This window comes from Tepidimonas fonticaldi, from assembly GCF_007556755.1.
In the GTDB taxonomy this organism is placed as follows: domain Bacteria; phylum Pseudomonadota; class Gammaproteobacteria; order Burkholderiales; family Burkholderiaceae_C; genus Tepidimonas; species Tepidimonas fonticaldi.
In genome coordinates this window covers 1-21,636 of sequence record NZ_VJOO01000035.1, presented here as the reverse complement: position 1 = coordinate 21,636, position 21,636 = coordinate 1, and the positions used below count along the sequence as shown (strand labels likewise).

Here is a 21,636-nt window from a genome sequence, read left to right as displayed (position 1 = left end):
CAGGGCCTCGGGCGCCCGCCAAGGCGGCGATGACGGGGCCTGAGCGGCACCGAGAACCCCGAACTGAACGACGCGAGCGCCCTCATGCCGGTTCAGCTCTCGGAAATGGGGTTTTGCGAAGTGCCCTCTACTGGGAGGGCTTGTGCGAGCTGCGCACCCTGGATGGTCGCCGCGTGGGACGCGGGTATCTGGAGCTGACCGGCTACGGGGGCGCCCTGCGGCTGTGAGCACAAGGCGGCCGCGGTGTTGGGGATAGGAGATGCCATCAATTCAATAGTTGAATATTTATTGAAATGTTTTATGATGGCTTTCATGCTGACCGAAGCCCAAACCGTCCAAGCCCTGGCCGCCTTAGCCCAGCCCGTGCGGCTGCGCGCGTTTCGCGCCCTGGTGGTGGCGGGGCGCGAGGGGCTGACGCCCAGCGCCCTGGCCGAGGCGCTGGGGGCGGCCCCCAGCGCGCTGTCCTTTCACCTCAAGGAATTGCTGCATGCCGGCCTGGTGACGCAGGAGCGGCAGGGCCGGCATCTGATTTACCGGGCCGCGTTCGATGCGATGCAGGCGCTGCTCGCCTACCTCACCGAAAACTGCTGCCGGGGCGACGCCTGCATCACCCCGGACGCCCTGGCCTGCGATTGTTGATCCCTACCCGTCCGAAGGAGAACTCCGTGAAGCGCTTCCACGTCCATCTGCATGTCCAGGATCTGGACCAGAGCATTGCGTTTTACTCGCGCCTGTTCGCGGCCGAGCCGGTGCGCGTCGAGCGCGACTACGCCAAATGGATGCTCGACGATCCGCGGCTGAACTTCGCCATCTCCACGCGCGGCGCGGCGCCGGGGGTGGACCACCTGGGCTTTCAGGTGGACGAGGCGTCGGAGCTGGGCGAGCTCAAGGCCCGTGCCCAGGCCGCCGACATGGCCCTGCTCGACGAAGGGGCTACCACCTGCTGCTACGCCCGCAGCGAAAAGCATTGGGTGACCGATCCCCAGGGCATTGCCTGGGAGCATTTCCACACCCTGGGCGACATTGCCGTCTTCCGCGAGGCGGATGCCGCCTCCGGCGCTTGCTGCGCGGCGGCCTGCTGCTGAGGATGCGGCCATGACCTCCCGCCCCCTGAACGTGCTGTTTTTGTGCACCCACAACTCCGCCCGCAGCATCCTGGCCGAGGCGCTGCTCAACGACCTGGGCCGCGGGCGTTTTCGGGCCTATTCGGCGGGCAGCAGCCCGCGCCCGAACCAGCAGCCCCACCCCCTGGCGCTGGCCGTGCTGCGCGAGGCGGGCATTGCCACCGATGGGCTGCGCAGCAAAAGCTGGGATGAGTTTGCCGGCCCCGACGCGCCCGAGATGGATCTGATCATCACCGTTTGCGACAACGCGGCGGGCGAGGTCTGCCCCGTGTGGCCCGGACACCCGGCCACGGCCCACTGGGGCTACGCCGATCCGTCCGCGGGTGACGAGCCGGGCGAGGTCAAGCACGAGGCCTTCCGCCGCACCATGCAGCTGATGAAGCGCCGGCTGGAGATGCTGACGCAATTGCCACCCGAGAAGCTGGCGCGCGCCCTGCTGCAGGACAGCGCGCGCGCCCTGGCCGGGAGCTGAGGCCGTGAGCGCACAGTGTGACATTGCCGCCAAGCAGGCGGCTGGCGCGCCCATGAGCGCGTTCGAGCGTTACCTGACGCTCTGGGTGGCGGTTTGCATCGTGGTGGGCATCGCCCTCGGGCAATGGTTGCCGGGCCTGTTTCAGGCCATCGGGCGGCTGGAGGTGGCGCGCGTCAACCTGCCGGTGGGCCTGCTCATCTGGGTGATGATCATCCCGATGCTGGTGAAGGTGGACTTTGGCGCGCTGGGACAGGTGCGCCGCCATGTGCGCGGCATCGGGGTGACGCTGTTCGTCAACTGGCTGGTCAAGCCGTTTTCGATGGCGTTTCTGGCCTGGTTGTTCGTGCGCCAGTGGTTTGCGCCCTGGTTGCCCACGGAGCAGATCGACAGCTATGTGGCCGGCCTGATCTTGCTGGCGGCCGCGCCGTGCACGGCGATGGTGTTCGTCTGGAGCCGTCTGACCGGCGGCGACCCGCTGTTCACGCTGTCGCAGGTGGCCCTCAACGACACCATCATGGTGTTTGCCTTCGCGCCGCTGGTGGCCTTTTTGCTGGGCTTGTCGGCGATCACCGTGCCGTGGGACACCTTGCTCGTGTCGGTGGGGCTGTACATCGTGGTGCCCGTGCTGCTGGCCCAGGCGTGGCGGCGCCGGCTGCTCGCGCGCGGACCGCAGGTTCTGGGTGCCACCATGCGCCGCACGGGGCCGTGGTCCATCGCGGCGCTGCTGGCGACGCTGGTGCTGCTGTTCGCCTTTCAGGGCGAGCAGATTCTGCGGCAGCCGCTCGTGATCGCTCTGCTGGCGGTGCCCATCCTCATCCAGGTGGCGTTCAACTCGTCGCTGGCGTATTGGCTCAACCGGCGCGTGGGCGAGTCGCACGCCGTGGCATGCCCGTCGGCGTTGATCGGTGCGTCCAATTTCTTCGAGCTGGCCGTGGCGGCGGCGATCAGCCTGTTCGGCTTCGAGTCCGGTGCCGCCTTGGCCACCGTGGTGGGGGTGCTGATCGAAGTGCCGGTCATGCTGGCGGTGGTGTCGATCGTCAACCGCAGCAAGGGATGGTACGAGTCGGGTATCCGCCCATCACGGGCGTGACGGGGTTGATGGGTCGTAAATCATCGTCTTCCATCGATGGTTTCCACCAAAAAAATCGATGGAACCGCATGCCTGAGCGCGGCTACAGTTGAACGTTTGACGTCGTTTGACTGAAGGTCCGCATGCAAAGTCTGCTCGATCCCGCCATCCTGTTCTTCGTCTTTGGTGTGCTGGCCGGCGCGGTACGCTCCAACCTGGAGATCCCGCCGGCCATCGCCAAGTTCCTGTCGCTGTACCTGTTGATGGCGCTGGGGCTCAAGGGCGGGTTCGCGCTGGCGCAGGCGGGCTTCAACCCCGAGATCCTGCTGGGCATCGGCGCGGCCATGGCCATGGCGGTGATCGTGCCGTTGATGGGTTACGCGTTTTTGCGCCGCCACGTCTCGCGCCTGGACGCGGCGGCCGTGGCGGCGTGCTACGGGTCGGTCAGCGCGGTGACGTTCGTCACGGCGACGCAGTTTTTGACCAGCGCCGGGCTGGCCCCCGGCGGCCACATGACCGTGGCGATGGTGCTGATGGAGTCGCCGGCCATCATCGTCGCCGTGCTGCTGGCCAACGCCATCCGCAAGGAGCGCGGGGTGGACGGCTCGCCCGATCTGCGCATCGGGCACATCCTGCACGAATCCTTCACCGACGGCGCACAGATGCTGCTGCTGGGGTCGATGGTGATCGGCTACCTGAGCGGCGAGACCGGCAAGGCGGTGATGCAGCCGTTCTCGGGCGATCTGTTCAAGGGCATGCTGGCGTTCTTTTTGCTGGACATGGGCCTGATGGTGGCGCGCAACTTCCGCGAGGCGCGCAAGGCGTCGCCGGTGCTGCTGGCCTATGCGGGGCTGGCGCCTCTGGTGCACGCCAGCATCGCGCTGGGGTTGGCCACCGTGCTGGGCATGCCGGTGGGCGACGCGGTGCTGCTGATGGTGCTGTCGGCCAGCGCCTCGTACATCGTGGTGCCGGCGGTGCTGCGCTACGCGATCCCGGAGGCCAACCCGGCGCTGTACTTCGGGCTGAGCCTGGGGGTGACGTTCCCGTTCAACATCCTGATCGGTATCCCGCTGTACACCCAGGTGGCGCGCGCGGTGCTCGGCTGATCGGCGTGCGCGGCAGGTGTACGGGGCCGATGTGGTCATCCCCGTGATGCACTGGGGTTGGGAATACGAACCGCGGGCGAGCGCCCGCCAGCGCGCCCTGGCCCGGTGGATGATCGATGCCGGCGCCGATGCCGTGATCGGGGGGCATCCCCATGTGGCCCAGGACACCGAGGTCTACCAAGGCCGCCCGATCATCTACAGCCTGGGCAATTTCGTGTTCGACGGCTTTCGTGCCCCGGAGACGACGACCGGCTGGCTGGTGCGCCTGACCGTCGATCGCCAGGGTGCCGTTCGCTGGACGGCGATGGACGTGCGCCTGGACCGCCACGGGGCGCCACATCCCCAGGCCGATCGGCCCGGGTGGTGCTGGGCGCGCGGCAGCGCAGAGGCCGTGCGCTGCCCGGTGCCGATCCCGCCCCGCTGATCCGTGGCGCCATTGGTGCGTGACGCACCGGCCCGGTGTCAGTCGTCCTCGTCCTCGTCGTCGTGGTGCCGGCCCTTGGCCGATGCCCCCGGCGCCGCGAGCGTCCAGCCCGACGTGGCAGTGCCCCCCGGCGCCGTGCGGGTTGGGGCGTTGGACCACTCCCACGCCCAGTAGGCCAGCACCGCCAGCACCAGCAGCAGCGCCAGCGCGCCGTGGTTGCGCGTGACCAGATCCGGGCCACGGCCCGGGGTGCGGCCGGTCAGCATCGGCCGCGCCAGGTTCTGCCGCCGCCACACGCTCAGCGCGGCGAGCAGCCCTAGGTGCGCCAGCACCAGCGCCAGCATCCCGTTGCCGAAAAACTCGTGCACTTCCTCCAGCCACTCGCCGCCCCAGTCGTGGAAGGTGGCCACGCCGCTGGCCACCAGCGGCGGCACCGCCAGCAGCAGCGCGGCGATGACGCCGGCCAGCGCCAGGTTCTGGCCCTGCCGGCCAGCGCCGGCCAGCGCGTTCCAGTCCCCCGTGCGCAGCGCCTGCAGCGTGGCGCGCGCCCACCCGGGGGCGGCGGCGAGCTTGCGCGCCAGCGCCGCCAGCCGCACGTGGCGCGGGCCGACGAGGCCGTACAGCACGCGCCAGCCCAGCAGCCCGGCCATCGTGTAGCCGAGCACGACGTGCACCAGCCGCCAGCGCTCACCGTCGGCGGTGAGGTAGGCGCCGACGAAGCTGAGCGCGAACAGCCAGTGGAAGGCGCGCGTCGGCGCGTCGGTGACGCGCCGGCCGGGGGCCGGCGGGTTGGCCGCGGCGGCGCCGTTGGGGCGCTCGGGGAGATCGGGTCGGGTGGTGGCGAACATGGCGTCGGCTCCGGCAAAAAGGGATCAGTCGTCCAGGAAGGCGCGGCGGTAGCGCGCCGGCAGGTCGGCGGGCATGCGCAGGTCGTGTTCGTCGAAGCGGCCCTGCTCGGCGCCGCCGTGGCAGGCGGCGCAGTTGGCCGCGCTCTTGACGCTGGGCAGGCGCCAGACGGCGTCGTCGAGCTGGCGGTGCTTGCGCTCGAACCAGGCGCTGCGCGTGAGGCGGTCCTGCGGCGGCGGCTCGGGGCCGACGCGCTTGCCCGTTCCGGCGTGCGCCTGCAGCCAGGTGGCAAGCTGCCGCACCGTGGCGGGGTCGAGCGAGGCGTCGGTGCCGTAGTGGCGCTCGAGGCTGCCCATCAGCCGCTGCCACGACGCCGCCGGCAGCAGCCCGGGCGGGTAGGCGACGTGGCAGGCGCCGCACTCGCTGCGGTAGGCCGGGGGCACCTGGGCCGGCAGGCGCACGCCGTCGGCCAGCGCCGGCCACGCTGGCAGGGCGGTCAGCAGGGCGGCGGCGAGGCGCCGCGCGCGCGATCGTGTCGAGGGGGTGGTCATCGTCGGGGCTCCTTCGGGCGTCCGGGCGGGGTCAGCGCAGGCGGGTCAGCCAGGCCAGCACGTCGGCCTTCTCGGCGGCGGTGCAGGCGCGGCCGAGCACGTCGCCGCAGTTGCGCCGCAGCCACTTGTCGACCTTGGCGCGCTCGGTCAGCGCGTCCGGGTTGGCGGCGGGGGCCAGCGGCGGGATCGTCTTGCCGGTGCTGGCGTGGCGGCCGGCGCGGGTCGGCGGCTCGCCGTGGCAGCTGCTGCACGACCACTCGCCGCCGTGGCGCTGCGTGAACAGGCGCTGGCCGGCGGCGGCGTCCCCGGCGCGGCCGGCCTCGGCCTCGAAGCGGGCCAGCTCCGCCGCCGGCGTGGTGTCGCCGGCGCGGGCCAGCACGGCGGTGACGGTCAGGATGGCCGCCAGCGCCGCGCGCGCGGCGGCCTGGCGGGTCGGTCGGGGGCATCGGATCGGGAGGGTCATGGTCGGCTCCGGGTATCGCGGTTCGGATGCGTGCAGGATGCCGGCAGGGGGCCGTCGCCAGCGTGAACGCGGCGTTCATCGGCGGTTAAGCTGGCGGGTGCAGCCTAGCGGCCAACCGGCCGCGGGGCCAGGGCACGGGGCGGTCGTCGGCCTCGGTGCAGGCCCTGCGCGAGGCTGTGCGGCAGGGTGACGCCGACGCGGTGCGCAAGGCGCTGGGTGGCCTGAAGGCGTCGTACGCGCGGCTGTTCGTCAAGTTCGGCTGACCCGCGGCGCGGTGGGGGCTCCGCCATGGTGGCGTCCGGAGTGTCGCGGGGACGCGACGCGCACGGCAGGCCATTCATGCGGGGTTCAGGACGGCGCCCCTACCATCCTCGGCATGGCAGAACGTCCGAGCTCTCGCGGTGAGGGGCGCGGCGCGCCTCGCCGGCCGCGGCGCGGCGCGGCGTGGGCGCCGGCCCTGGTGCTGGCGTGCGTGATCGGCTGGGCGCCGCCCGGCCACGCCGATGGGGGGGGCGATCAGCGGCGCGCGCGCGAAGCCGTGCTGGCCGGCGAGATTCGGCCGCTGGGCGAGATCCTGCAGCGGGTGCAGCCGCAGTTGGGCGGCGAGGTCATCGCCACCGAACTGGAGCGCGAGCACGGCCGCTGGGTGTACGAATTCAAGGTGCTGCGCCCCGACGGGCGGCTGGTCGAGTGGTATGTGGATGCGCGCGACGGCAGCGTGCTCAAGACCGAAGTGAAGAAAGGCAAGCGGTGAGGGTGCTGCTGGTGGAAGATGAGGCGGCGCTGGCGCAGCGGCTGGCGGCCAGCCTGCGCGCGGCCGGCTACACGGTGGACGTGGCGGCCGACGGCCGCCGCGCGTGGGAGCTGGGCGGCGTGGAGCCCTACGACGCCATCGTGCTGGACCTGGGCCTGCCGCAACTGGACGGACTGACGGTGCTGCAGCGCTGGCGCGCCGAGGGGGTGACGGCGCCGGTGCTGATTCTGACCGCGCGCGACGCCTGGCAGGACAAGGTGGCCGGCATCGACGCCGGGGCGGACGACTACCTGACCAAGCCGTTCCATACCGAGGAGCTGCTGGCGCGCGTGCGCGCGCTGATCCGCCGTGCCCATGGTGCTGCGCACCCGGTGCTGCGCTGCGGCGCGCTGGAGCTGGACACGCGCCAGCAGCGCGCCAGCGTGGCGGGCCAGCCCCTCGTGCTGACGGCGCAGGAGCTGCGCGTGCTGTCGTACCTGATGCACCGCGCCGGCCAGGTGGTGCCGCGCACCGAGCTGGCCGAGCACCTGTACGGCAGCGACGCCGAGCGCGACTCCAACACCATCGAGGTGTTCGTCGCCCGGCTGCGGCGCAAGCTGCCGCCCGGCAGCATCGAGACGGTGCGGGGCCTGGGCTACCGGCTGGAGGCCGCCGGCGGATGAGGCGCTGGGCCGCCTCGCTGCGCTGGCGCCTGCTGCTGGCGGCGCTGCTGGCGGTGTCGTTGGCGCTGGTGCTGGCCGGGGTGGCGATCGCGCGGCTGTTCGAGCGCCACGTCACGCAGCAGTTCGACCTGCGGCTGCAGGACCAGCTGACGCAGCTGCTGGCGGCGCTGGAGCCGGATGCCGACGGGCAGCCGGTGCTGGCGCGGCCGCTGGCCGACCCGCGCTGGCAGCGCCCCTATGGCGGCCTGTACTGGCAGGTGCAGGCGGTGGGGCGCGCCGAGGCGGAGCCGGCGCTGCGCTCGCGCTCGCTGTGGGACGAGCGGCTGCCGCTGGCCGACGACACGCTGCCGGACGGCGCGTTGCACCGGCATGCGCTGCCCGGGCCAGCCGGGCAGCGGCTGCGGGCGCTGGAGCGCGCCGTCCAGTGGGGCGATCACGGGCCGCGCTGGCGCGTCGTCGTCGCCGCCGACACGCGCGAGCTGGAGCAGGCGCTGGGCGCCTTTCACGGTGCGCTGGCGCGGTCGCTGGCGGGGCTGGGCGCGGCGCTGCTGGCGGCGGTGGCGGCGCAGCTGTGGCTGGGCCTGCGGCCGCTGCGCGCGCTGCAGCAGGCGCTGCAGGCGGTGCGCACCGGCCGCCAGACGCGGCTGCAGGGGGCGTTCGCGGCCGAGGTGCAGCCGCTGGTGGACGACTTCAACCGCGTGCTGGCGCACGACGAGCAGGGCGTGGAGCGCGCGCGGCGGCTGGCCGGCAACCTGGCGCACGCGATCAAGACCCCGCTGGCGGTGATCGGCACGCTGGCCGAGGAGTTGCAGCCGCGCGAGCCGGCCCTCGCCACCGCGCTGCAGGAGCAGGTGCAGCGCCTGCGCGAACAGGTGGACTGGCACCTGCGCCGCGCGCGCGCCGCCAGCGCTGCCCACCCGGCGCGTCCCACGCCGGTGCAGCCGGTGCTGGAGGGGCTGCTGCGCGTGATGCGCAAGGTGCATGCAGCGCGCGCCGACGGCGCCGAACCTCTGGAGCTGGACGTGCAGGCCGACCCGGCGGCGGTTTTCGCCGGCGAGGCGCAGGATTTGCAGGAGATGGCCGGCAACCTGTTGGACAACGCCTGCAAATGGGCGCGCCGGCGCGTGCAGGTCACGGTGCGCCGCGACGGCGACCGGCTGCGGCTGACGGTGGACGACGACGGCCCGGGCCTGACCCCGGAGCAGTGCCGGCAGGTGCTGGCACGCGGGGTGCGGGCCGACGAGCGCGTGCCCGGCAGCGGCCTGGGGCTGGACATCGTGCGCGAGGTGGCCGCACTCTACGGCGGCACGCTGACGCTGGCGCGCGCGCCGCTGGGCGGCCTGCGCGCGGCGCTGGAGCTGCCGTCGGTGTCGGACGCCTGAGGCGCCGCGCTGGTGGCTCGTCGATGTGCGCTTGGTGCGCAAGACCCGGCTGCTCTGCCTCAAGGAAATGCGCGAGCGCCCCGAACTCGCGGATCTGCTCGTCCTCAAGCCGGCCAACCGGCTTTCGATCACGCCCGTGACGCCCGACCAGTGGCGGCGGGTGCTCACGGCCCTTGAATCGATCGCTTGACCATGGAGTTTCAACTCATCGCGGAACTGCTCCTGCTCGGCTCCTGCACCGGGTTCCTGGCGGGGCTGCTCGGTATCGGGGGCGGCATGCTGCTCGTGCCGTTCATGACGTTCATCCTCTCGCACCGAGGGGTGCCCGACGGGCTGGCAGTGAAGATGGCGATTGCCACCTCGATGGCCACCATCTTGTTCACCTCGGTCTCCAGCGTGCGCGCCCACCACAAGCGCGGCGCGGTGCGATGGGACATCGTGCGCGGCCTGGCGCCGGGCATCGTCATCGGCGGCCTGCTCGCCGGCGCCGGTGTCTTTGCCGTGCTGAAGGGCCAGTGGCTGGCGCTCGTCTTCGCGGCCTTCGTCGGCTTTTCGGCCACGCAGATGCTGCTGGACAAGAAGCCCGCCCCTGCGCGCCAGATGCCCGGCATGGCGGGGCAATGGGCGGCCGGGGGCGGCATCGGATTCATCTCGGGGCTGGTCGGCGCCGGCGGGGGGTTCGTGTCGGTGCCGTTCATGACCTGGTGCAACGTGGCAATGCACAACGCGGTGGCGACGAGCGCCGCGCTGGGCTTCCCGATCGCCCTGGCCAATACGGTGGGCTACGTGGTGGGGGGCTGGTCGCTGCCGGCTCCGCTGCCCGGCGTGCTCGGCTACCTCTACCTGCCGGCACTGGCGGTGATCGCGAGCGCCAGCGTGCTCACCGCCCCCTTCGGCGCCCGCGTCGCGCATGCGATGAACGTGCGGCAACTCAAGCGGGTGTTCGCGCTGCTGCTCTACGTGCTGGCAGCCTACATGCTTTACAAGGCGCTGGCCTGATCAGCGCGGATCGAGCGCGATCGGCGCAGGCAGGGTGCAGTTGCCCCCGCGCTCGCCCGCGCGTGCCAACGCCGCCTCGGCCGCTGCGAGCAAGGCCTGGCGGTCCTGCGCGGTATGGGGAAAGCTCGCCACGCCCATCGAGACGGTGAAGCGCAGCTCGCTGCCCTCCAGCAGCACCATCTGCGCCTCGCACTGGCGGCGCACGCTTTCCATGCGGGCATGGGCGGTGGCCAGGCCCACTCCGGACAGGAGCACGGCAAAGCGCTCCTCGCCCAGGCGACAGGGCGCGTCCATCACGCGCGTGTTGCCGCGCAGCAAGCGCCCCAGGGCCTGCAGCACGCGCTCGCCCGCCGCAGCGCCGAGCCTCTCCAGCAGTTCGCCGTAGCGATCGATGCGAATGGCCACCAGCGCGAACTCGCGGTTCTCGCGCAGCGACAGGTCGATCTCGCGGCGCAGCTGCTCCTCGAAGTGGTGCCGGTTGTACACACCGCTCACGGGGTCGCGCACCGGCTGGTCCTGCAGTTCCTGCCGCAGCTCCTCGTTCTGACGCTGCTGAAGCTCGAGTTGCTCGAGCGCGTGGCGCAACTGCGCCTGCAGGCGCCGCACCTGGGTGACGTCCGTCCACAGGGCGCACACGGGTGCCGCAGCGGGGTCGGCCGCGCCGGGCGCGCAGTACCTGAGCGTCTGCAGCTCGATCACGCCCTCGTCGCCACCGGGCAGGCGTTCGTCTCGGTACAGAGGGCGCGACTGCAAGCGCGCGGCCTGGTCGCCGGCGCGCAGCGAGGCCGCCGTCGTTGCGTCGAGCAAGTCCTCGTCGCGCCGCCCGACGACCTCTTGCACCAACCGCCCGAGCATGCGGGCGGCCGCGGCATTGGCATACAGGTAGCGGCCCTCGGCATCCTTGACGACGAAGCCCTCGCGGAAGTGGTCCAGCACAGGACGCAGACAGGCCGCCGCCTCGTCGGCGGTGAGGCCGGGTTGCAAGGGCTCCATCGGGTCGGCAGCTTGGGGATCGGAGGAGGAAGGGCTCATCGGTTCGCGGGCGCCCGTCGCGGGGGCGCACCTCCCGATTGTGGCCCGAACTGCCTTTCGTGGGGCTGGAACGCGTTCGCCACGCGCAACCATTTGACGCGCGCCCCCCGAGTGCGGGATGGGTGGGGGACGGGAAGGGGCCGTCCGTCCTTCAGCCGATGAGCCGGTGCACCTCCTGTTCGTACTGTTGTGTCAGCGCATCGAACACGGACACCAGCTCGTCGGCGGCGCCCATGAGGCCGTCCCAGGCGGGCGGGCTGCCGTGGCAGGCGGCGAGCAGCACCCGCCAGGTCCGCGCAGCCTGGGCCAGCAGCTCGCGTACGCGCTCGGAGGTCAGGGGTGTCTGCCGCAGCGCGTCAAGGGCCGCTTCGAACTGCGCCCGCGTGGGGGCGGCGGCAGCAGCGGCGGCGACCGCATCGGCCTGGCCGAGCGCGGCCAACGCCATTTGCTTGCCATAGCGCTGCGCCAGCATGCGTTGCCGCGCGCATAGGTTGACGACGTTCAAACGCCCTTCGGGCCAGGCAGCCTCCAGGCAGCCGGTCAGGCGTTCGGCGGCCTCCAGCAGCCGCTCTGCCGCCTCGTCAAGCTGGGGCCAGAGGTCCGCCCCCTGCGCTTGCACCGCGACGACCCGGGCCCACTGCTCGGCGGCGGCTCCGACGAGGTCACGGTAGGGGTGGACCACTTCGGAGCGCTGCAGCTCCGACAGCACCTGCGCGACGGTGTCGGTCACCGTTTGCAAGGCGCCTTGCGCGACCGCGCTTGTGCCGGCGCACCCGGCGGCGCTCACCAGCACGTAACGTTGAGAGAGCATCCGCAGCAGCCCTGCGCGGTTGATGGCGTGCGCGCGGGCGGCGGCTTCGACCAGCACCCGCGAAACCTGACCGACACGCCGGTGCTGCCTCATGGAAGCGGTGCGCAGCCAGCGGAACGCCTCCTCCTCCGACATCTGCGTGGCGCGCATCAACACGCCTTTGGCGCGATCGATGAGCTTGCGCTCCTCGTGCTTGTGCGACAGCTCCTCGAGCGCGCGCAGCAGCGCATGCTCCCTGCGGAAGCGCGCGCAGGCGGCGGCGAGGTCGCTGCGCAGGCGCGCGCTCGCATAGCCGTTGACCACATACCCCTGCACGCCCGCCTCCACGGCGGCCTCCAATCGGCGCACGTCATCTTCGAGCGTGTAGACCAGGATGGGCAGCGGGTGGGTCTGCGCGAGCAAGCGCAAGTGGTCGAGGCTGCGCACGGTGAGCCAGTCCTCCCACCACACCAGGGCCTCGGGCGCCAGCCTGATGCACTCGCGCACCAGGTTGGATCCATCGTCTGCACCAAGGACGTGAATGCCCACGTCCCGCATGTCTCGGGTCAGGGCCTCGAGTGCCCGCAGATCCGGCCCTGCCACGATCACTTTGCTCGCCATCATGCCGTCGCAGAAAGCACGGATCGCACCAGCCCTCGTGCGGCTGCTGGCACGGGTGTTGCATTGAAAGGCCCGCATGGGCGCGGCGCAGCGCCCGGTCTGGTCCCCGTACCGCCAGGCCATGCGCACAGTGCGGTGCGCATCTCGAGTCGGACTGACCTACATGCCAGCGTCGGCCCACGTCGCCTCCACAGCGACCGGGACTGGCGCGGCGGGCGACACTCCCATGGCACGTCCTACGAACTTCCTCTCCTCGGGTCACTGGCCCACCTTGTTCGCGTCGTTTCTCTACTTCGACTTCTGCTTCGCGGTGTGGGTGCTCAACGGCGCCATGGGTCCGTTCATCAGCGAGAGCTTCGACCTGACCCCCGCCCAGAAGGGCTTCATGATCTCCGTGCCCATCCTGGCCGGCGCGCTGATGCGTTTCCCGTTGGGCGTGCTGGCACAGTACATCGGCCGCAAGAACGCCGCCATGGTCGAGATGGGCCTGATCGTGCTCGCGCTCGCCTTCGGCTACTTCTTCGTGGACAGCTACGACGGCGTCCTCGCGATGAGCGTGCTGCTGGGCATTGCCGGCGCGAGCTTCGGCGTCGCGCTGTCGCTCGGCTCCGGCTGGTACCCACCGCAGTACAAAGGGCTGGCGATGGGACTGGCCGGCGCGGGCAACTCCGGTACCGTGCTGGCCGTGCTGTTCGCCCCGCCGCTCGCGATGCGCTACGGCTGGCAGTCGGTGTACGGCCTGGCCGCGCTGACCATGCTGCTCCCGATGATCGTCATGTGGCTGTGCGCGAAGGAGCCGCCGGATCGCGAGCACCAGACCTTCCGTCAGCACGTCTCCTGCCTCTTCGAGAAGGACGGCTGGGCCTTCAGCCTGATCTACGTGGTGACCTTCGGCGGGTTCATCGGCTTGTCCAGCTTCCTGCCGACCTACTTCTACGACCAATTCAAGGTCACGAAGGTCGAGGCCGGCCAGCTCACGATGCTGGCGACGCTGATGGGCTCGGCCGTGCGTGTGTTGGGCGGCTACATCTCGGACCGCATCGGAGGGGTGAACACCCTGACGGGCGTGCTCGCGATGGTCGCTGTCTCGCTGGTGCTGTGCGGGATGGCCGGACAATCGGTCGCCGTCACCACGCTGCTCTTCATGCTGTGCTTCGCCGCGCTCGGTGCGGGAAACGGCGCACTGTTCCAACTCGTGCCGCTGCGCTGGCCGCTCACGACCGCAGTCGCGGGTTCGATGATCGGCGAGGTCGGGGCATTGGGGGGCGGCTTCATCCCGAATGCGATGGGCCTGTCCAAGCAGTACTCGGGCACCTACCTGTGGGGCTTCGTATCCTTCGCCCTGGTTGCGCTGGCGATGCTGTTCATGCTGCGGGTCGTGCAGATCCGCTGGACGCGCACCTGGGCCGAGAATGGCGGGCGGGCGCGCACGCAGTTCACACCGACTCCTGCGCAAAAGCGCATCGAAAAGGTGCGCGCGTGATGACCCTCGCACGTCAGCGGAGGCTGCGGATGCAGGTTCTCCAGGTCACCGCCCCCCGCGCGGGCAGGGCCGGCCTATCTCGGCAGGAACAGCAGCCACACGACCAGCAGCACGTTGAAGAGCAGCGAAATCGCCAGCGCCGCCTTCCACAGTGCCGTCGGGTCTCGCGCGACCAGGGGCGTGTGACCCGGGGCCGGCAGCGGCCGCGACGCGCCTCGCTCGAGTGCAAGCAGGAACTCTTCCGCGGTCTCGAAGCGCTGCGCCGCATCGCGAGCCACCGCCTTGAGCACGACATGATCGAGCCAGATCGGCACGTCGGGGCGCAGCCGGGAGGGGGGCCTCGGGTCGCGACGCAAGCGCGCCGTCTGGTAGGGCTCGAGTTCGCCGTAGGGCAGTCGTCCGGTGAGTCCGTGGTAGAGCGCGGCACCCAGGGCGTAGAGATCGCTGCGTGCGTCGGCCGGCTCGCCGGTATCCCGGCCGGGCGCCGGCCATTGCTCGGGGTTCATGTAGCTTGGCGTTCCAGCATGCAGGTGGCGCAGGCTCTCGGGCTCACGGCCGGAAACGGCCACGCCCAGGTCGAGTACCCTCCATTGCCCGTCGTCGCCCAGATGCAGGTTGGCGGGTTTGACATCGCGGTGCACCACCCCCTGGCGGTGCAGCCATCCGAGCGTGCGCAGCACCTGGGACGCCGCCACGACCGCCTCGCCGACCTCGAGGCGTCGCCCCTCGCGCAGCATCTGCTCGAGAGTCTGGCCCGCATGCCATTCGAAGACCACGTAGAAGGCGCTGGGATCGAGCACCTCCCGCACGCGAACCAGGCCCGGCACCTCGCGCTCGGCTGCGCGCTGCCCCAGCCAAGCCTCGTGCGCGAGCATGGCCTGCTCCTCCTCGTCGCCGGCGCGGGCCTCGTGGAGCGTCTTGATCGCCACCAGTTCCCCGGTATGGATGTCACGGGCCTGGAAGAGGCGGTGCACTCCGTTGTCGAGCACGCGGGCGGTGATCACGTAGCCGTCCAGACGGTCACCGACCTTGAGGGAACCGGGGGCGGGCAGGCGGCGGGCCCGCTGGACGATGTCGTCCAGCCGCGTGCCACCGAGCGAGCGCACCTGGAGGACGAGGGCCGTCGCGTTGTCGCGGCCACCGGCGCTGAGCGCGGCGCGCACCAACGCCTCGCTGGCTTGCTGCGCGCCGCCGTGGCGCGCGAGTTCGCCGATCTGTCTGCGCCGCAGCACGCCGTGCACGCCATCGGTCGTCAGCACCAGCGTGTCGCCGGGGTGCAACTCTCCTTGCAGGTAGTCGATGCGGACCGGATCGTCCAGCCCGAGCGCCCGTGTCAGCCGGCTGCGCATGTCGGGGTGCTCGAGGCTGTGGTCCTGGGTGAGCTGCACACACTCTTGCGCTCTCACCAACCAGGCGCGGCTGTCGCCCACGTGAGCCACGGTGTAGCTGTGCCCCTGCAACACGACGGCGGTGAGGGTGGACAACGCCGCGCCGGTCGCGCCCGTGCCCTGCCGGCGTCGGTTGTGGTCGGTCAGCCAGGCGTTGTGAGCGGCGATCACACGGTCGAGCGCCACGCTCGTGTCCCAACTCGCAGGCGTGGCGTGGTAGCCGTCGAGCAACGACATGACGGCGGTCTGCGCGGCCTCCGCGCCGTGTCCCCCGAGCGTGACTCCGTCGGCCACCGCGGCCACCAGCCCGCGGTCCCGTTCATGCGCCTCGGGTATCGCCACGCCCGCGCAGTCCTCGTTGCGGTCCCGCGGCCCGCGTTCGCTGCAGTGCCCGACGTCGACGTCCAGTCCCACCCCCGGTTCCTCCGCCTTGCGGCCACGGCGACCGCGAACGCGATTGTGGCCGCAACGGGCATGCGCGGCACCCGCCGTTGCGCTTCGCACACGGCACGCCGTTTCTGGCCCACCCCTTGCTTGACGAACCCGGCGCAAGCCATGGAGTCCCTGCGATGAAGAAACTGAAACTCGTGATGATCGGCAACGGCATGGCCGGCGTGCGCACGATCGAAGAGCTGCTCAAGCTCGCGCCCGACCTGTACGACATCACCGTGTTCGGGGCCGAGCCGCATCCCAACTACAACCGCATCCTGCTCTCGCCGGTGCTTGCGGGCGAGCAGACGATCGACGAGATCATCCTCAATCCGATCGAGTGGTATCAGGAGCACGGCATCACGCTGCACCTGGGCAAGAAGGTGGTCGACGTGGACCGCCGCCGCCGCGTCGTGACCGCCGAGGACGGCACCACGGCCTCCTACGATCGCCTGCTGATCGCCACGGGCTCCAATCCCTTCATCCCGCCCGTGCCGGGCAAGGACCTGGAGGGCGTGATCGCGTACCGCGATATCAAGGACACCAACACGATGATCCAGGCCGCGCAGCGCTACAAGCACGCGGTCGTGGTCGGAGGCGGCCTGCTGGGTTTGGAAGCGGCCAACGGTCTGATGCTGCGCGGCATGCAGGTGACGGTGGTGCACATCGCGCCCTGGCTGATGGAGCGTCAGCTCGACGAGGTCGCGGGCAAGATGCTGCAGAAGTCGCTCGAGGACCGTGGGCTCAAGTTCATGATCGGCGCCCACACCGCAGCGCTCATCGGCGACAGGGACGGCGGGCGGTCCGGCCGCGTGATGGCCGTGCAGTTCAAGGACGGCCGCGAGGTGCCTGCGGACCTGGTCGTGATGGCGGCCGGCATCCGGCCCAACACCGAACTGGCGGAGAGGATCGGCCTGTACTGCAACCGCGGCATCGTCGTGACGGACACGATGCAGACCATCACCGATCCGCGCATCTACGCCGTGGGCGAGTGCGCTTCGCACCGCGGTGTCGCCTACGGCCTGGTCGCCCCGTTGTTCGAGCAAGGCAAGGTCTGCGCGACGCACCTGGCGGAGTTCGGCATCGGCCGCTACACCGGATCGCAGGTGTCCACCAAGCTCAAAGTGACCGGCATCGACCTCTTTTCGGCCGGCGACTTCATGGGCGGCGAAGGCACCGAGGAGATCGTGCTGTCCGACCCCTGCGCAGGCGTGTACAAGAAGCTCGTCCTCAAGGACGACAAGCTGGTCGGGGCGTGCTTGTACGGCGACACGGTCGACGGCGCCTGGTACTTCAAGCTGCTGCGCGAGGGACGCCCCGTCCACGACATCCGCGACCGGCTGATGTTCGGTGAATCGAACATCGGCGACACCGGCCACGAGGGCCACAACAAGGCGGCGGCGATGGCCGATGACGACGAGGTCTGCGGCTGCAACGGCGTGACCAAAGGTGCCATCTGCAAGGCCATCAAGGACAAGGGCCTGTTCACGCTGGAGGAGGTGCGCAAGCACACCAAGGCGAGTGCCTCCTGCGGCTCGTGCACCGGCCTGGTGGAACAGCTCCTGATGTTCACCGCCGGCGGCGACTATTCGGCCACGCCGAAGAAGAAAGCCCTGTGCGGCTGCACCGATCACAGCCACGAAGACGTACGCCGGGCCATCCGCACGCCACTGCCCGACGGCAGCAAGCTGCTCACCATCGACGCCGTGATGCGCCATCTGAACTGGCGCACGCCCAACGGCTGCGCCACCTGCCGACCGGCCTTGAACTATTACCTCCTCTCCACCTGGCCCAAGGAAGCCCAGGACGACCCGCAGTCGCGCTTCATCAACGAGCGCAGCCACGCCAACATCCAGAAGGACGGCACCTACTCTGTGGTGCCGCGGATGTGGGGCGGCGAGACCACGGCCGACGAGCTGCGCCGCATCGCAGACGTGGTGGACAAGTACAAGATCCCGACGGTCAAGGTCACCGGTGGTCAGCGCATCGACCTCCTGGGTGTGAAGAAGGAAGACCTGCCCAAGGTCTGGCAGGACCTGGGCATGCCTTCCGGCCACGCTTACGCGAAGGCCTTGCGCACGGTCAAGACCTGCGTTGGCAGCGAATGGTGCCGCTTCGGCACGCAGGATTCCACCCAGATGGGCAAGGACCTGGAGCGGGCGCTGTGGCGCATGTATGCGCCGCACAAAGTCAAGCTTGCGGTGAGCGGCTGCCCGCGCAACTGCGCGGAGAGCGGCATCAAGGACGTGGGCGTGATCGGCGTCGATTCCGGCTGGGAGATCTACGTCGGCGGCAACGGCGGCATCAAGACCGAGGTCGCACACTTCTTCTGCAAGGTCAAGACGCCGGAGGAGGTGCTCGAGTACGCGGGCGCCTTCCTCCAGCTGTACCGAGAGGAAGGCTGGTACCTGGAGCGCACCTGCCACTACATCGCGCGCGTGGGCCTCGACCATGTCAAGAAGAAGGTGCTCGACGATGCCGACAACCGCAAGGCGCTCTGGTCGCGGTTGCAGTTCTCCCTCGAGGGCGAGCCCGATCCCTGGTTCGAGTTCGACAAGGCGCAGGTCGACGCGCGCCAGTTCGAGCCGTTGTCCGTCTGAGCCCGCCACCCGCATCGAGACACTGGAGCTGCATCATGAGCCAATGGAAACCGATCTGCCGCGTCGAGGACATCCCCGTCCTGGGTGCCCGCCGGGTGACGCGTGCGCAAGGAGCGGACGTTGCGGTCTTCCGCAACACCGAGGACAAGGTCTTCGCGCTGCTGGACCGTTGCCCGCACAAGGGTGGTCCGCTGTCGCAGGGCATCGTGTTCGGCGAAAGCGTGGCCTGCCCGCTGCACAACTGGACGATCGGCCTGAAGGACGGTTGCGCGCAAGCGCCTGACGAGGGCTGCACGCCGCGGTTCGGCGTGAAGGTAGAGGACGGCCAGGTCTACCTCGACCTGGACGAGCTCAACTCGATCGCTGTCGACGAGAGCTACCTGCAGGCGCAAGCGCTGATCCGCCGCGGCGCGGCCTGAGCGCCGTTGCGCACAGCCGACGGGTGAGCCCCATGCGTGAAACGAAATCGACTTGCCCCTCGCGGCTGGGCTGCGGACACGCCTGCGGCGGTCCGCGGTGCGGCGTCATGGAGCACCCCCCTTTCATCCCCCCGCCACGCGGGGGGCTCCCCGCAGCCCAGACCGGTTCGATCCATGCGTGAAACGAAATCGACTTGCCCCTATTGCGGCGTGGGCTGCGGGGTCGTCATCGAGTCAGAGGGCGAGCGGATCGTCGGGGTGCGAGGTGATCCGCAGCATCCGGCGAACTTCGGTCGGCTGTGCACCAAGGGCAGCACGCTGCATCTGACGGCGGCTGCGCCCCTCGTTCGCCAGACGCGCCTGCTCGAGCCGGCGATGCGCTACTCGCGCGGCGAGTCGGTGCGCCCGGCCGGGTGGGATGCGGTGCTGGACGAGACGGCGCGCAGGATCGCGTCCATCGTCGAACGGCACGGCCCCGACGCCGTCGGCTTCTACATCTCGGGGCAGCTGTTGACGGAAGACTACTACGTCTTCAACAAACTCGCCAAGGGACTGCTCGGCACCAACAACGTCGACACCAACTCGCGCCTTTGCATGAGCAGCGCCGTGGCGGGCTACAAGCAGACGCTCGGGGTCGACGCGCCACCGGCGTGCTACGACGACGTGCAGCACGCGCAGACCATCTTCATCGTCGGCTCCAACACCGCCTACGCCCACCCCATCCTCTTCCGCCGCATCGAGGACGCCAAGCGCGCCAACCCCGAGCTGCGGCTGATCGTCGCCGACCCGCGCCGCACCGAGACGGCCGAAGTGGCCGACCTGTATCTGCCGCTGCAGCCTGGCACCGACGTCGCCCTCTTCCACGGGATGCTGCACCTGCTGCTGTGGGAAGGTCTGGTCGACCATCGCTACATCGCCGAGCACACCAGCGGCTTCGAGGAACTCAAGGCCACGGTGCGCGACTACACGCCCAAGGAGGTCGCCTCGTTGTGCGGCATCGACGAGTCCGCGCTGATGCAGGCCGCGACATGGTTCGGGCGCTCGAGGGCCACGCTGTCGCTGTACTGCCAGGGGTTGAACCAGAGCACCAGCGGCACGGCCAAGAACGCCGCGCTCATCAACCTGCATCTGGCGACCGGACAGATCGGCCGACCGGGAGCCGGCCCCTTCTCACTGACGGGGCAGCCCAACGCCATGGGTGGGCGCGAAGTCGGCGGACTCGCCAACCTGCTCAGCGCCCACAGGGACCTCGCCAACGCGGGGCACCGGGCCGAGGTCGCGCGGCTGTGGGGAGTGCCGGATGTCCCCGCTACGCCGGGCAAGACGGCCGTCGAGATGTTCGAGGCAGCGGCCCGGGGCGAGATCAAGGCGCTGTGGATCGCCTGCACCAACCCGGCACAGTCCATGCCCGATCAACGCACCGTGCGGCAGGCACTCGAGCGCGCGGAACTGGTGATCGTGCAGGAGGCCTTCGCCACCACCACCACCTGCGAGTACGCAGACATCCTGCTTCCCGCCACCACCTGGGGCGAGAAGGAAGGCACGGTCACCAACAGCGAGCGGCGCATCAGCCGCGTGCGGCCCGCCATTCCCGCCCCCGGCGCGGCCCGACACGACTGGCGCATCGTGGTCGACGTGGCCCGCCGCCTCGAACGCCTGCTGCCCCGACGCGCGCCTCACACCCTCTTTCCCTACGAAACGCCCGAGTCCATCTGGAACGAGCACCGCGAGAGCACGCGAGGCCGGGATCTGGACATCACCGGGCTCAGCTATGCCCTGCTCGACGAGGCCGGCCCGCAGCAGTGGCCGGTGCCCGAGGGCGCGACGAGCGGCCGCGCCCGCCTGTACGAAGACGGCAGGTTCCCGACGCCCGACGGCCGTGCGCGCTTTGCCAACGTGCGCTATGCGCCGGTGGCCGAACCGCGCGACGCGCGCTACCCCTTCAGCCTGACGACCGGCCGACTGCGCGACCACTGGCACGGCATGAGCCGCACCGGCACGCTGGGCCGTCTGTTCGGCCACGTGCCCGAGCCCTGCGTCGAGCTCAACCCGGGCGACATGGCGCGGCGAGGCTTCAAGGACGGTGACCTGGTGCACGTGACTTCGCGCCATGGTTCGCTGATCCTCCCGGCCCAGGGCAGCACGCAGATCGCCCCGGCCCAGGCCTTCGTGGCGATGCACTGGGGCGAGGAGTTCGTCTCCGGGCAGACGGGGGCCGGGCAGCCGGCGGGCGGCGTGAACGTGCTGACGGGCTCCGCCTGTTGTCCCGTGTCCAAGCAGCCCGAGCTCAAGCATGCCGCCGTCAAGATCCTGAAGGCGGAACTGCCGTGGTCGCTGCTGGCCGCGGCCTGGCTGCCGGCCGAAGAGGCCCAGGCCGTACGGCTGCAGTTGCGCACGCTGATGCGGCGCTTCGCCTTCGCCACCTGCGTGCCGTTCGGACGCGAGCCCAGCCCGCACGGATGGACCGGCGTGCTGTTCCGCGCCGCGGCGTACGAAGCGCCCGACGCGGAAGTCTTCGAGGCCCTGGAAGGCCTGCTCGGGCTTGCCGGGCGCGACGTGCTGCGCTACGCCGACCGGCGCCGCGGGCAACGCCGGGCGATGCGCCTTGCGCCACGCCCTGGTGAATCCACCGTGATCCTGCGGGCCTTCCTGCTGGCGGGCGATACCCGGGCAGAGGCATGGGTGAAGACGCTGTTGCAGGACGAGCTGCCCGCGCAGAGCTACGGCCGCCTGCTGCTGGTGCCCGGTGCACGGCCTCCCGCCGCCACCGTCCAGTCGCGCGGCCGGCAGGTGTGCACCTGCTTCAACGTCTCGGAGACCCAGATCCTGCAAGCCATGCCCGAACAGGGGTCGGTGGACGAGCGCCTGGCGGCGGTGCAGACGCAGCTCAAATGCGGCACCAACTGCGGCTCCTGCGTGCCCGAACTCAAAAAACTGCTGCGTGGCCAGTTGCAGGCGGCCTGAGACCATGCACCGGGGACGAGGATGAAGCCTCCGCGCCCCCGCCCCCTCTCTCCCGCCC

At 70.5% G+C, this 21,636-nt stretch carries 20 protein-coding genes and 2 pseudogenes; 16 read left to right on the top strand and 6 right to left on the bottom strand.

The annotated features are described in order from the left end of the window. Nucleotides 1–122 precede the first annotated feature (122 nt). The 7 genes and pseudogenes from Tfont_RS14880 to Tfont_RS12740 form a co-directional block, all read left to right on the top strand. A pseudogene (locus tag Tfont_RS14880) lies at nucleotides 123–227 on the top strand (lipocalin family protein); the annotation flags it as partial. 85 nt (nucleotides 228–312) lie between these two features. Continuing rightward, complete coding sequence (locus tag Tfont_RS12765) at nucleotides 313–639, top strand: ArsR/SmtB family transcription factor (protein WP_390612478.1); 327 nt, start codon at nucleotides 313–315, stop codon at nucleotides 637–639. A gap of 26 nt (nucleotides 640–665) precedes the next feature. Next, complete coding sequence (locus Tfont_RS12760) at nucleotides 666–1,085, top strand: ArsI/CadI family heavy metal resistance metalloenzyme (RefSeq protein ID WP_143969716.1); 420 nt, start codon at nucleotides 666–668, stop codon at nucleotides 1,083–1,085. A gap of 10 nt (nucleotides 1,086–1,095) precedes the next feature. Then, the gene (locus Tfont_RS12755; protein ID WP_068607303.1) at nucleotides 1,096–1,596 is read left to right on the top strand and encodes an arsenate reductase ArsC; all 501 of its coding nucleotides are present in this window, start codon (nucleotides 1,096–1,098) and stop codon (nucleotides 1,594–1,596) included. A gap of 4 nt (nucleotides 1,597–1,600) precedes the next feature. Further along, nucleotides 1,601–2,686, top strand: a complete 1,086-nt coding sequence (gene arsB, locus Tfont_RS12750) for an ACR3 family arsenite efflux transporter (protein ID WP_185974536.1) — start codon at nucleotides 1,601–1,603, stop codon at nucleotides 2,684–2,686. A gap of 122 nt (nucleotides 2,687–2,808) precedes the next feature. Beyond that, on the top strand, nucleotides 2,809–3,771 hold the full coding sequence (locus tag Tfont_RS12745; RefSeq protein ID WP_068607299.1) for a sodium-dependent bicarbonate transport family permease: 963 nt from the start codon (nucleotides 2,809–2,811) through the stop codon (nucleotides 3,769–3,771). Nucleotides 3,772–3,781: 10 nt separating this feature from the next. Then, nucleotides 3,782–4,195, top strand: a pseudogene (locus Tfont_RS12740) (CapA family protein); the annotation flags it as partial. A gap of 38 nt (nucleotides 4,196–4,233) precedes the next feature. Here Tfont_RS12740 and Tfont_RS12735 read toward each other — a convergent pair. The 3 genes from Tfont_RS12735 to Tfont_RS12725 are packed head-to-tail and all read right to left on the bottom strand — an operon-like array spanning nucleotide 4,234 to nucleotide 6,055. Further along, entirely contained in the window at nucleotides 4,234–5,043 is an 810-nt protein-coding gene (locus Tfont_RS12735) for a cytochrome b/b6 domain-containing protein (protein ID WP_143969715.1), read from the bottom strand. Between the two features lie 24 nt (nucleotides 5,044–5,067). Beyond that, nucleotides 5,068–5,592 (bottom strand): diheme cytochrome c, encoded by a 525-nt coding sequence (locus tag Tfont_RS12730; protein WP_143969714.1) that lies wholly within the window; start codon nucleotides 5,590–5,592, stop codon nucleotides 5,068–5,070. A gap of 31 nt (nucleotides 5,593–5,623) precedes the next feature. Next, a complete protein-coding gene (locus Tfont_RS12725) occupies nucleotides 5,624–6,055 on the bottom strand; it encodes a DUF1924 domain-containing protein (RefSeq protein ID WP_068607293.1) in 432 nt (143 codons plus the stop codon). A gap of 376 nt (nucleotides 6,056–6,431) precedes the next feature. Between Tfont_RS12725 and Tfont_RS12720 the strand changes: the two genes are divergently transcribed. From Tfont_RS12720 to Tfont_RS12700, 5 genes are read left to right on the top strand one after another with little or no spacing between them, the layout of a single operon-like run. Beyond that, entirely contained in the window at nucleotides 6,432–6,809 is a 378-nt protein-coding gene (locus tag Tfont_RS12720; RefSeq protein ID WP_082955315.1) for a PepSY domain-containing protein, read from the top strand. Beyond that, on the top strand, nucleotides 6,806–7,471 hold the full coding sequence (locus Tfont_RS12715) for a response regulator (RefSeq protein WP_068607291.1): 666 nt from the start codon (nucleotides 6,806–6,808) through the stop codon (nucleotides 7,469–7,471). Before Tfont_RS12720 ends, Tfont_RS12715 begins: the two co-directional genes overlap by 4 nt. Further along, nucleotides 7,468–8,853: a sensor histidine kinase gene (locus tag Tfont_RS14985; protein ID WP_143969713.1), complete on the top strand. Its 1,386-nt coding sequence runs from the start codon at nucleotides 7,468–7,470 to the stop codon at nucleotides 8,851–8,853. Before Tfont_RS12715 ends, Tfont_RS14985 begins: the two co-directional genes overlap by 4 nt. A gap of 34 nt (nucleotides 8,854–8,887) precedes the next feature. Next, complete coding sequence (locus tag Tfont_RS12705; protein ID WP_313906465.1) at nucleotides 8,888–9,043, top strand: EVE domain-containing protein; 156 nt, start codon at nucleotides 8,888–8,890, stop codon at nucleotides 9,041–9,043. A 2-nt stretch (nucleotides 9,044–9,045) separates the two neighbouring features. After that, on the top strand, nucleotides 9,046–9,852 hold the full coding sequence (locus tag Tfont_RS12700; protein WP_390612475.1) for a sulfite exporter TauE/SafE family protein: 807 nt from the start codon (nucleotides 9,046–9,048) through the stop codon (nucleotides 9,850–9,852). On the opposite strand, the gene Tfont_RS12695 is transcribed toward Tfont_RS12700, so the two are convergent. Both Tfont_RS12695 and Tfont_RS12690 read right to left on the bottom strand, forming a co-directional pair. Continuing rightward, nucleotides 9,853–10,845 carry a sensor domain-containing diguanylate cyclase gene (locus Tfont_RS12695; protein WP_143969718.1) on the bottom strand — a complete coding sequence of 331 codons (993 nt, stop codon included), beginning with the start codon at nucleotides 10,843–10,845 and terminating at the stop codon, nucleotides 9,853–9,855. 190 nt (nucleotides 10,846–11,035) lie between these two features. After that, complete coding sequence (locus Tfont_RS12690) at nucleotides 11,036–12,298, bottom strand: ANTAR domain-containing protein (RefSeq protein WP_185974535.1); 1,263 nt, start codon at nucleotides 12,296–12,298, stop codon at nucleotides 11,036–11,038. 223 nt (nucleotides 12,299–12,521) lie between these two features. On the opposite strand from Tfont_RS12690, the gene Tfont_RS12685 reads away from it, so the two are divergent. Next, nucleotides 12,522–13,778, top strand: a complete 1,257-nt coding sequence (locus Tfont_RS12685; protein WP_143969709.1) for an MFS transporter — start codon at nucleotides 12,522–12,524, stop codon at nucleotides 13,776–13,778. A 74-nt stretch (nucleotides 13,779–13,852) separates the two neighbouring features. On the opposite strand, the gene Tfont_RS12680 is transcribed toward Tfont_RS12685, so the two are convergent. After that, complete coding sequence (locus tag Tfont_RS12680) at nucleotides 13,853–15,580, bottom strand: bifunctional protein-serine/threonine kinase/phosphatase (protein ID WP_143969708.1); 1,728 nt, start codon at nucleotides 15,578–15,580, stop codon at nucleotides 13,853–13,855. A 155-nt stretch (nucleotides 15,581–15,735) separates the two neighbouring features. Here Tfont_RS12680 and nirB point away from each other — a divergent pair, with 155 nt between their 5' ends. The 3 genes from nirB (at nucleotide 15,736) to Tfont_RS12665 (ending at nucleotide 21,578) form a co-directional block, all read left to right on the top strand. Next, a complete protein-coding gene (nirB, locus tag Tfont_RS12675; RefSeq protein WP_143969707.1) occupies nucleotides 15,736–18,195 on the top strand; it encodes a nitrite reductase large subunit NirB in 2,460 nt (819 codons plus the stop codon). A gap of 35 nt (nucleotides 18,196–18,230) precedes the next feature. Next, nucleotides 18,231–18,614, top strand: coding sequence for a nitrite reductase small subunit NirD (gene nirD / locus Tfont_RS12670; RefSeq protein WP_143969706.1), 384 nt, complete (start codon nucleotides 18,231–18,233; stop codon nucleotides 18,612–18,614). Nucleotides 18,615–18,788: 174 nt separating this feature from the next. After that, a complete protein-coding gene (locus Tfont_RS12665) occupies nucleotides 18,789–21,578 on the top strand; it encodes a nitrate reductase (protein ID WP_143969705.1) in 2,790 nt (929 codons plus the stop codon). Nucleotides 21,579–21,636 lie beyond the last annotated feature (58 nt).

What these genes read in the sequence shown, in the direction of transcription:
- Tfont_RS12735 (WP_143969715.1), bottom strand. Translation starts at nt 5,043, where the DNA reads ATGTTCGCCACCACCCGACCCGATCTCCCCGAGCGCCCCAACGGCGCC.
- Tfont_RS12685 (WP_143969709.1), top strand. Translation starts at nt 12,522, where the DNA reads ATGGCACGTCCTACGAACTTCCTCTCCTCGGGTCACTGGCCCACCTTG.
- Tfont_RS12720 (WP_082955315.1), top strand. Translation starts at nt 6,432, where the DNA reads ATGGCAGAACGTCCGAGCTCTCGCGGTGAGGGGCGCGGCGCGCCTCGC.
- Tfont_RS12700 (WP_390612475.1), top strand. Translation starts at nt 9,046, where the DNA reads ATGGAGTTTCAACTCATCGCGGAACTGCTCCTGCTCGGCTCCTGCACC.
- nirB (WP_143969707.1), top strand. Translation starts at nt 15,736, where the DNA reads ATGAAGAAACTGAAACTCGTGATGATCGGCAACGGCATGGCCGGCGTG.
- Tfont_RS12730 (WP_143969714.1), bottom strand. Translation starts at nt 5,592, where the DNA reads ATGACCACCCCCTCGACACGATCGCGCGCGCGGCGCCTCGCCGCCGCC.
- Tfont_RS12745 (WP_068607299.1), top strand. Translation starts at nt 2,809, where the DNA reads ATGCAAAGTCTGCTCGATCCCGCCATCCTGTTCTTCGTCTTTGGTGTG.
- Tfont_RS14985 (WP_143969713.1), top strand. Translation starts at nt 7,468, where the DNA reads ATGAGGCGCTGGGCCGCCTCGCTGCGCTGGCGCCTGCTGCTGGCGGCG.
- Tfont_RS12665 (WP_143969705.1), top strand. Translation starts at nt 18,789, where the DNA reads ATGCGTGAAACGAAATCGACTTGCCCCTATTGCGGCGTGGGCTGCGGG.
- Tfont_RS12725 (WP_068607293.1), bottom strand. Translation starts at nt 6,055, where the DNA reads ATGACCCTCCCGATCCGATGCCCCCGACCGACCCGCCAGGCCGCCGCG.
- Tfont_RS12695 (WP_143969718.1), bottom strand. Translation starts at nt 10,845, where the DNA reads ATGGAGCCCTTGCAACCCGGCCTCACCGCCGACGAGGCGGCGGCCTGT.
- Tfont_RS12765 (WP_390612478.1), top strand. Translation starts at nt 313, where the DNA reads ATGCTGACCGAAGCCCAAACCGTCCAAGCCCTGGCCGCCTTAGCCCAG.
- nirD (WP_143969706.1), top strand. Translation starts at nt 18,231, where the DNA reads ATGAGCCAATGGAAACCGATCTGCCGCGTCGAGGACATCCCCGTCCTG.
- Tfont_RS12755 (WP_068607303.1), top strand. Translation starts at nt 1,096, where the DNA reads ATGACCTCCCGCCCCCTGAACGTGCTGTTTTTGTGCACCCACAACTCC.
- Tfont_RS12690 (WP_185974535.1), bottom strand. Translation starts at nt 12,298, where the DNA reads ATGATGGCGAGCAAAGTGATCGTGGCAGGGCCGGATCTGCGGGCACTC.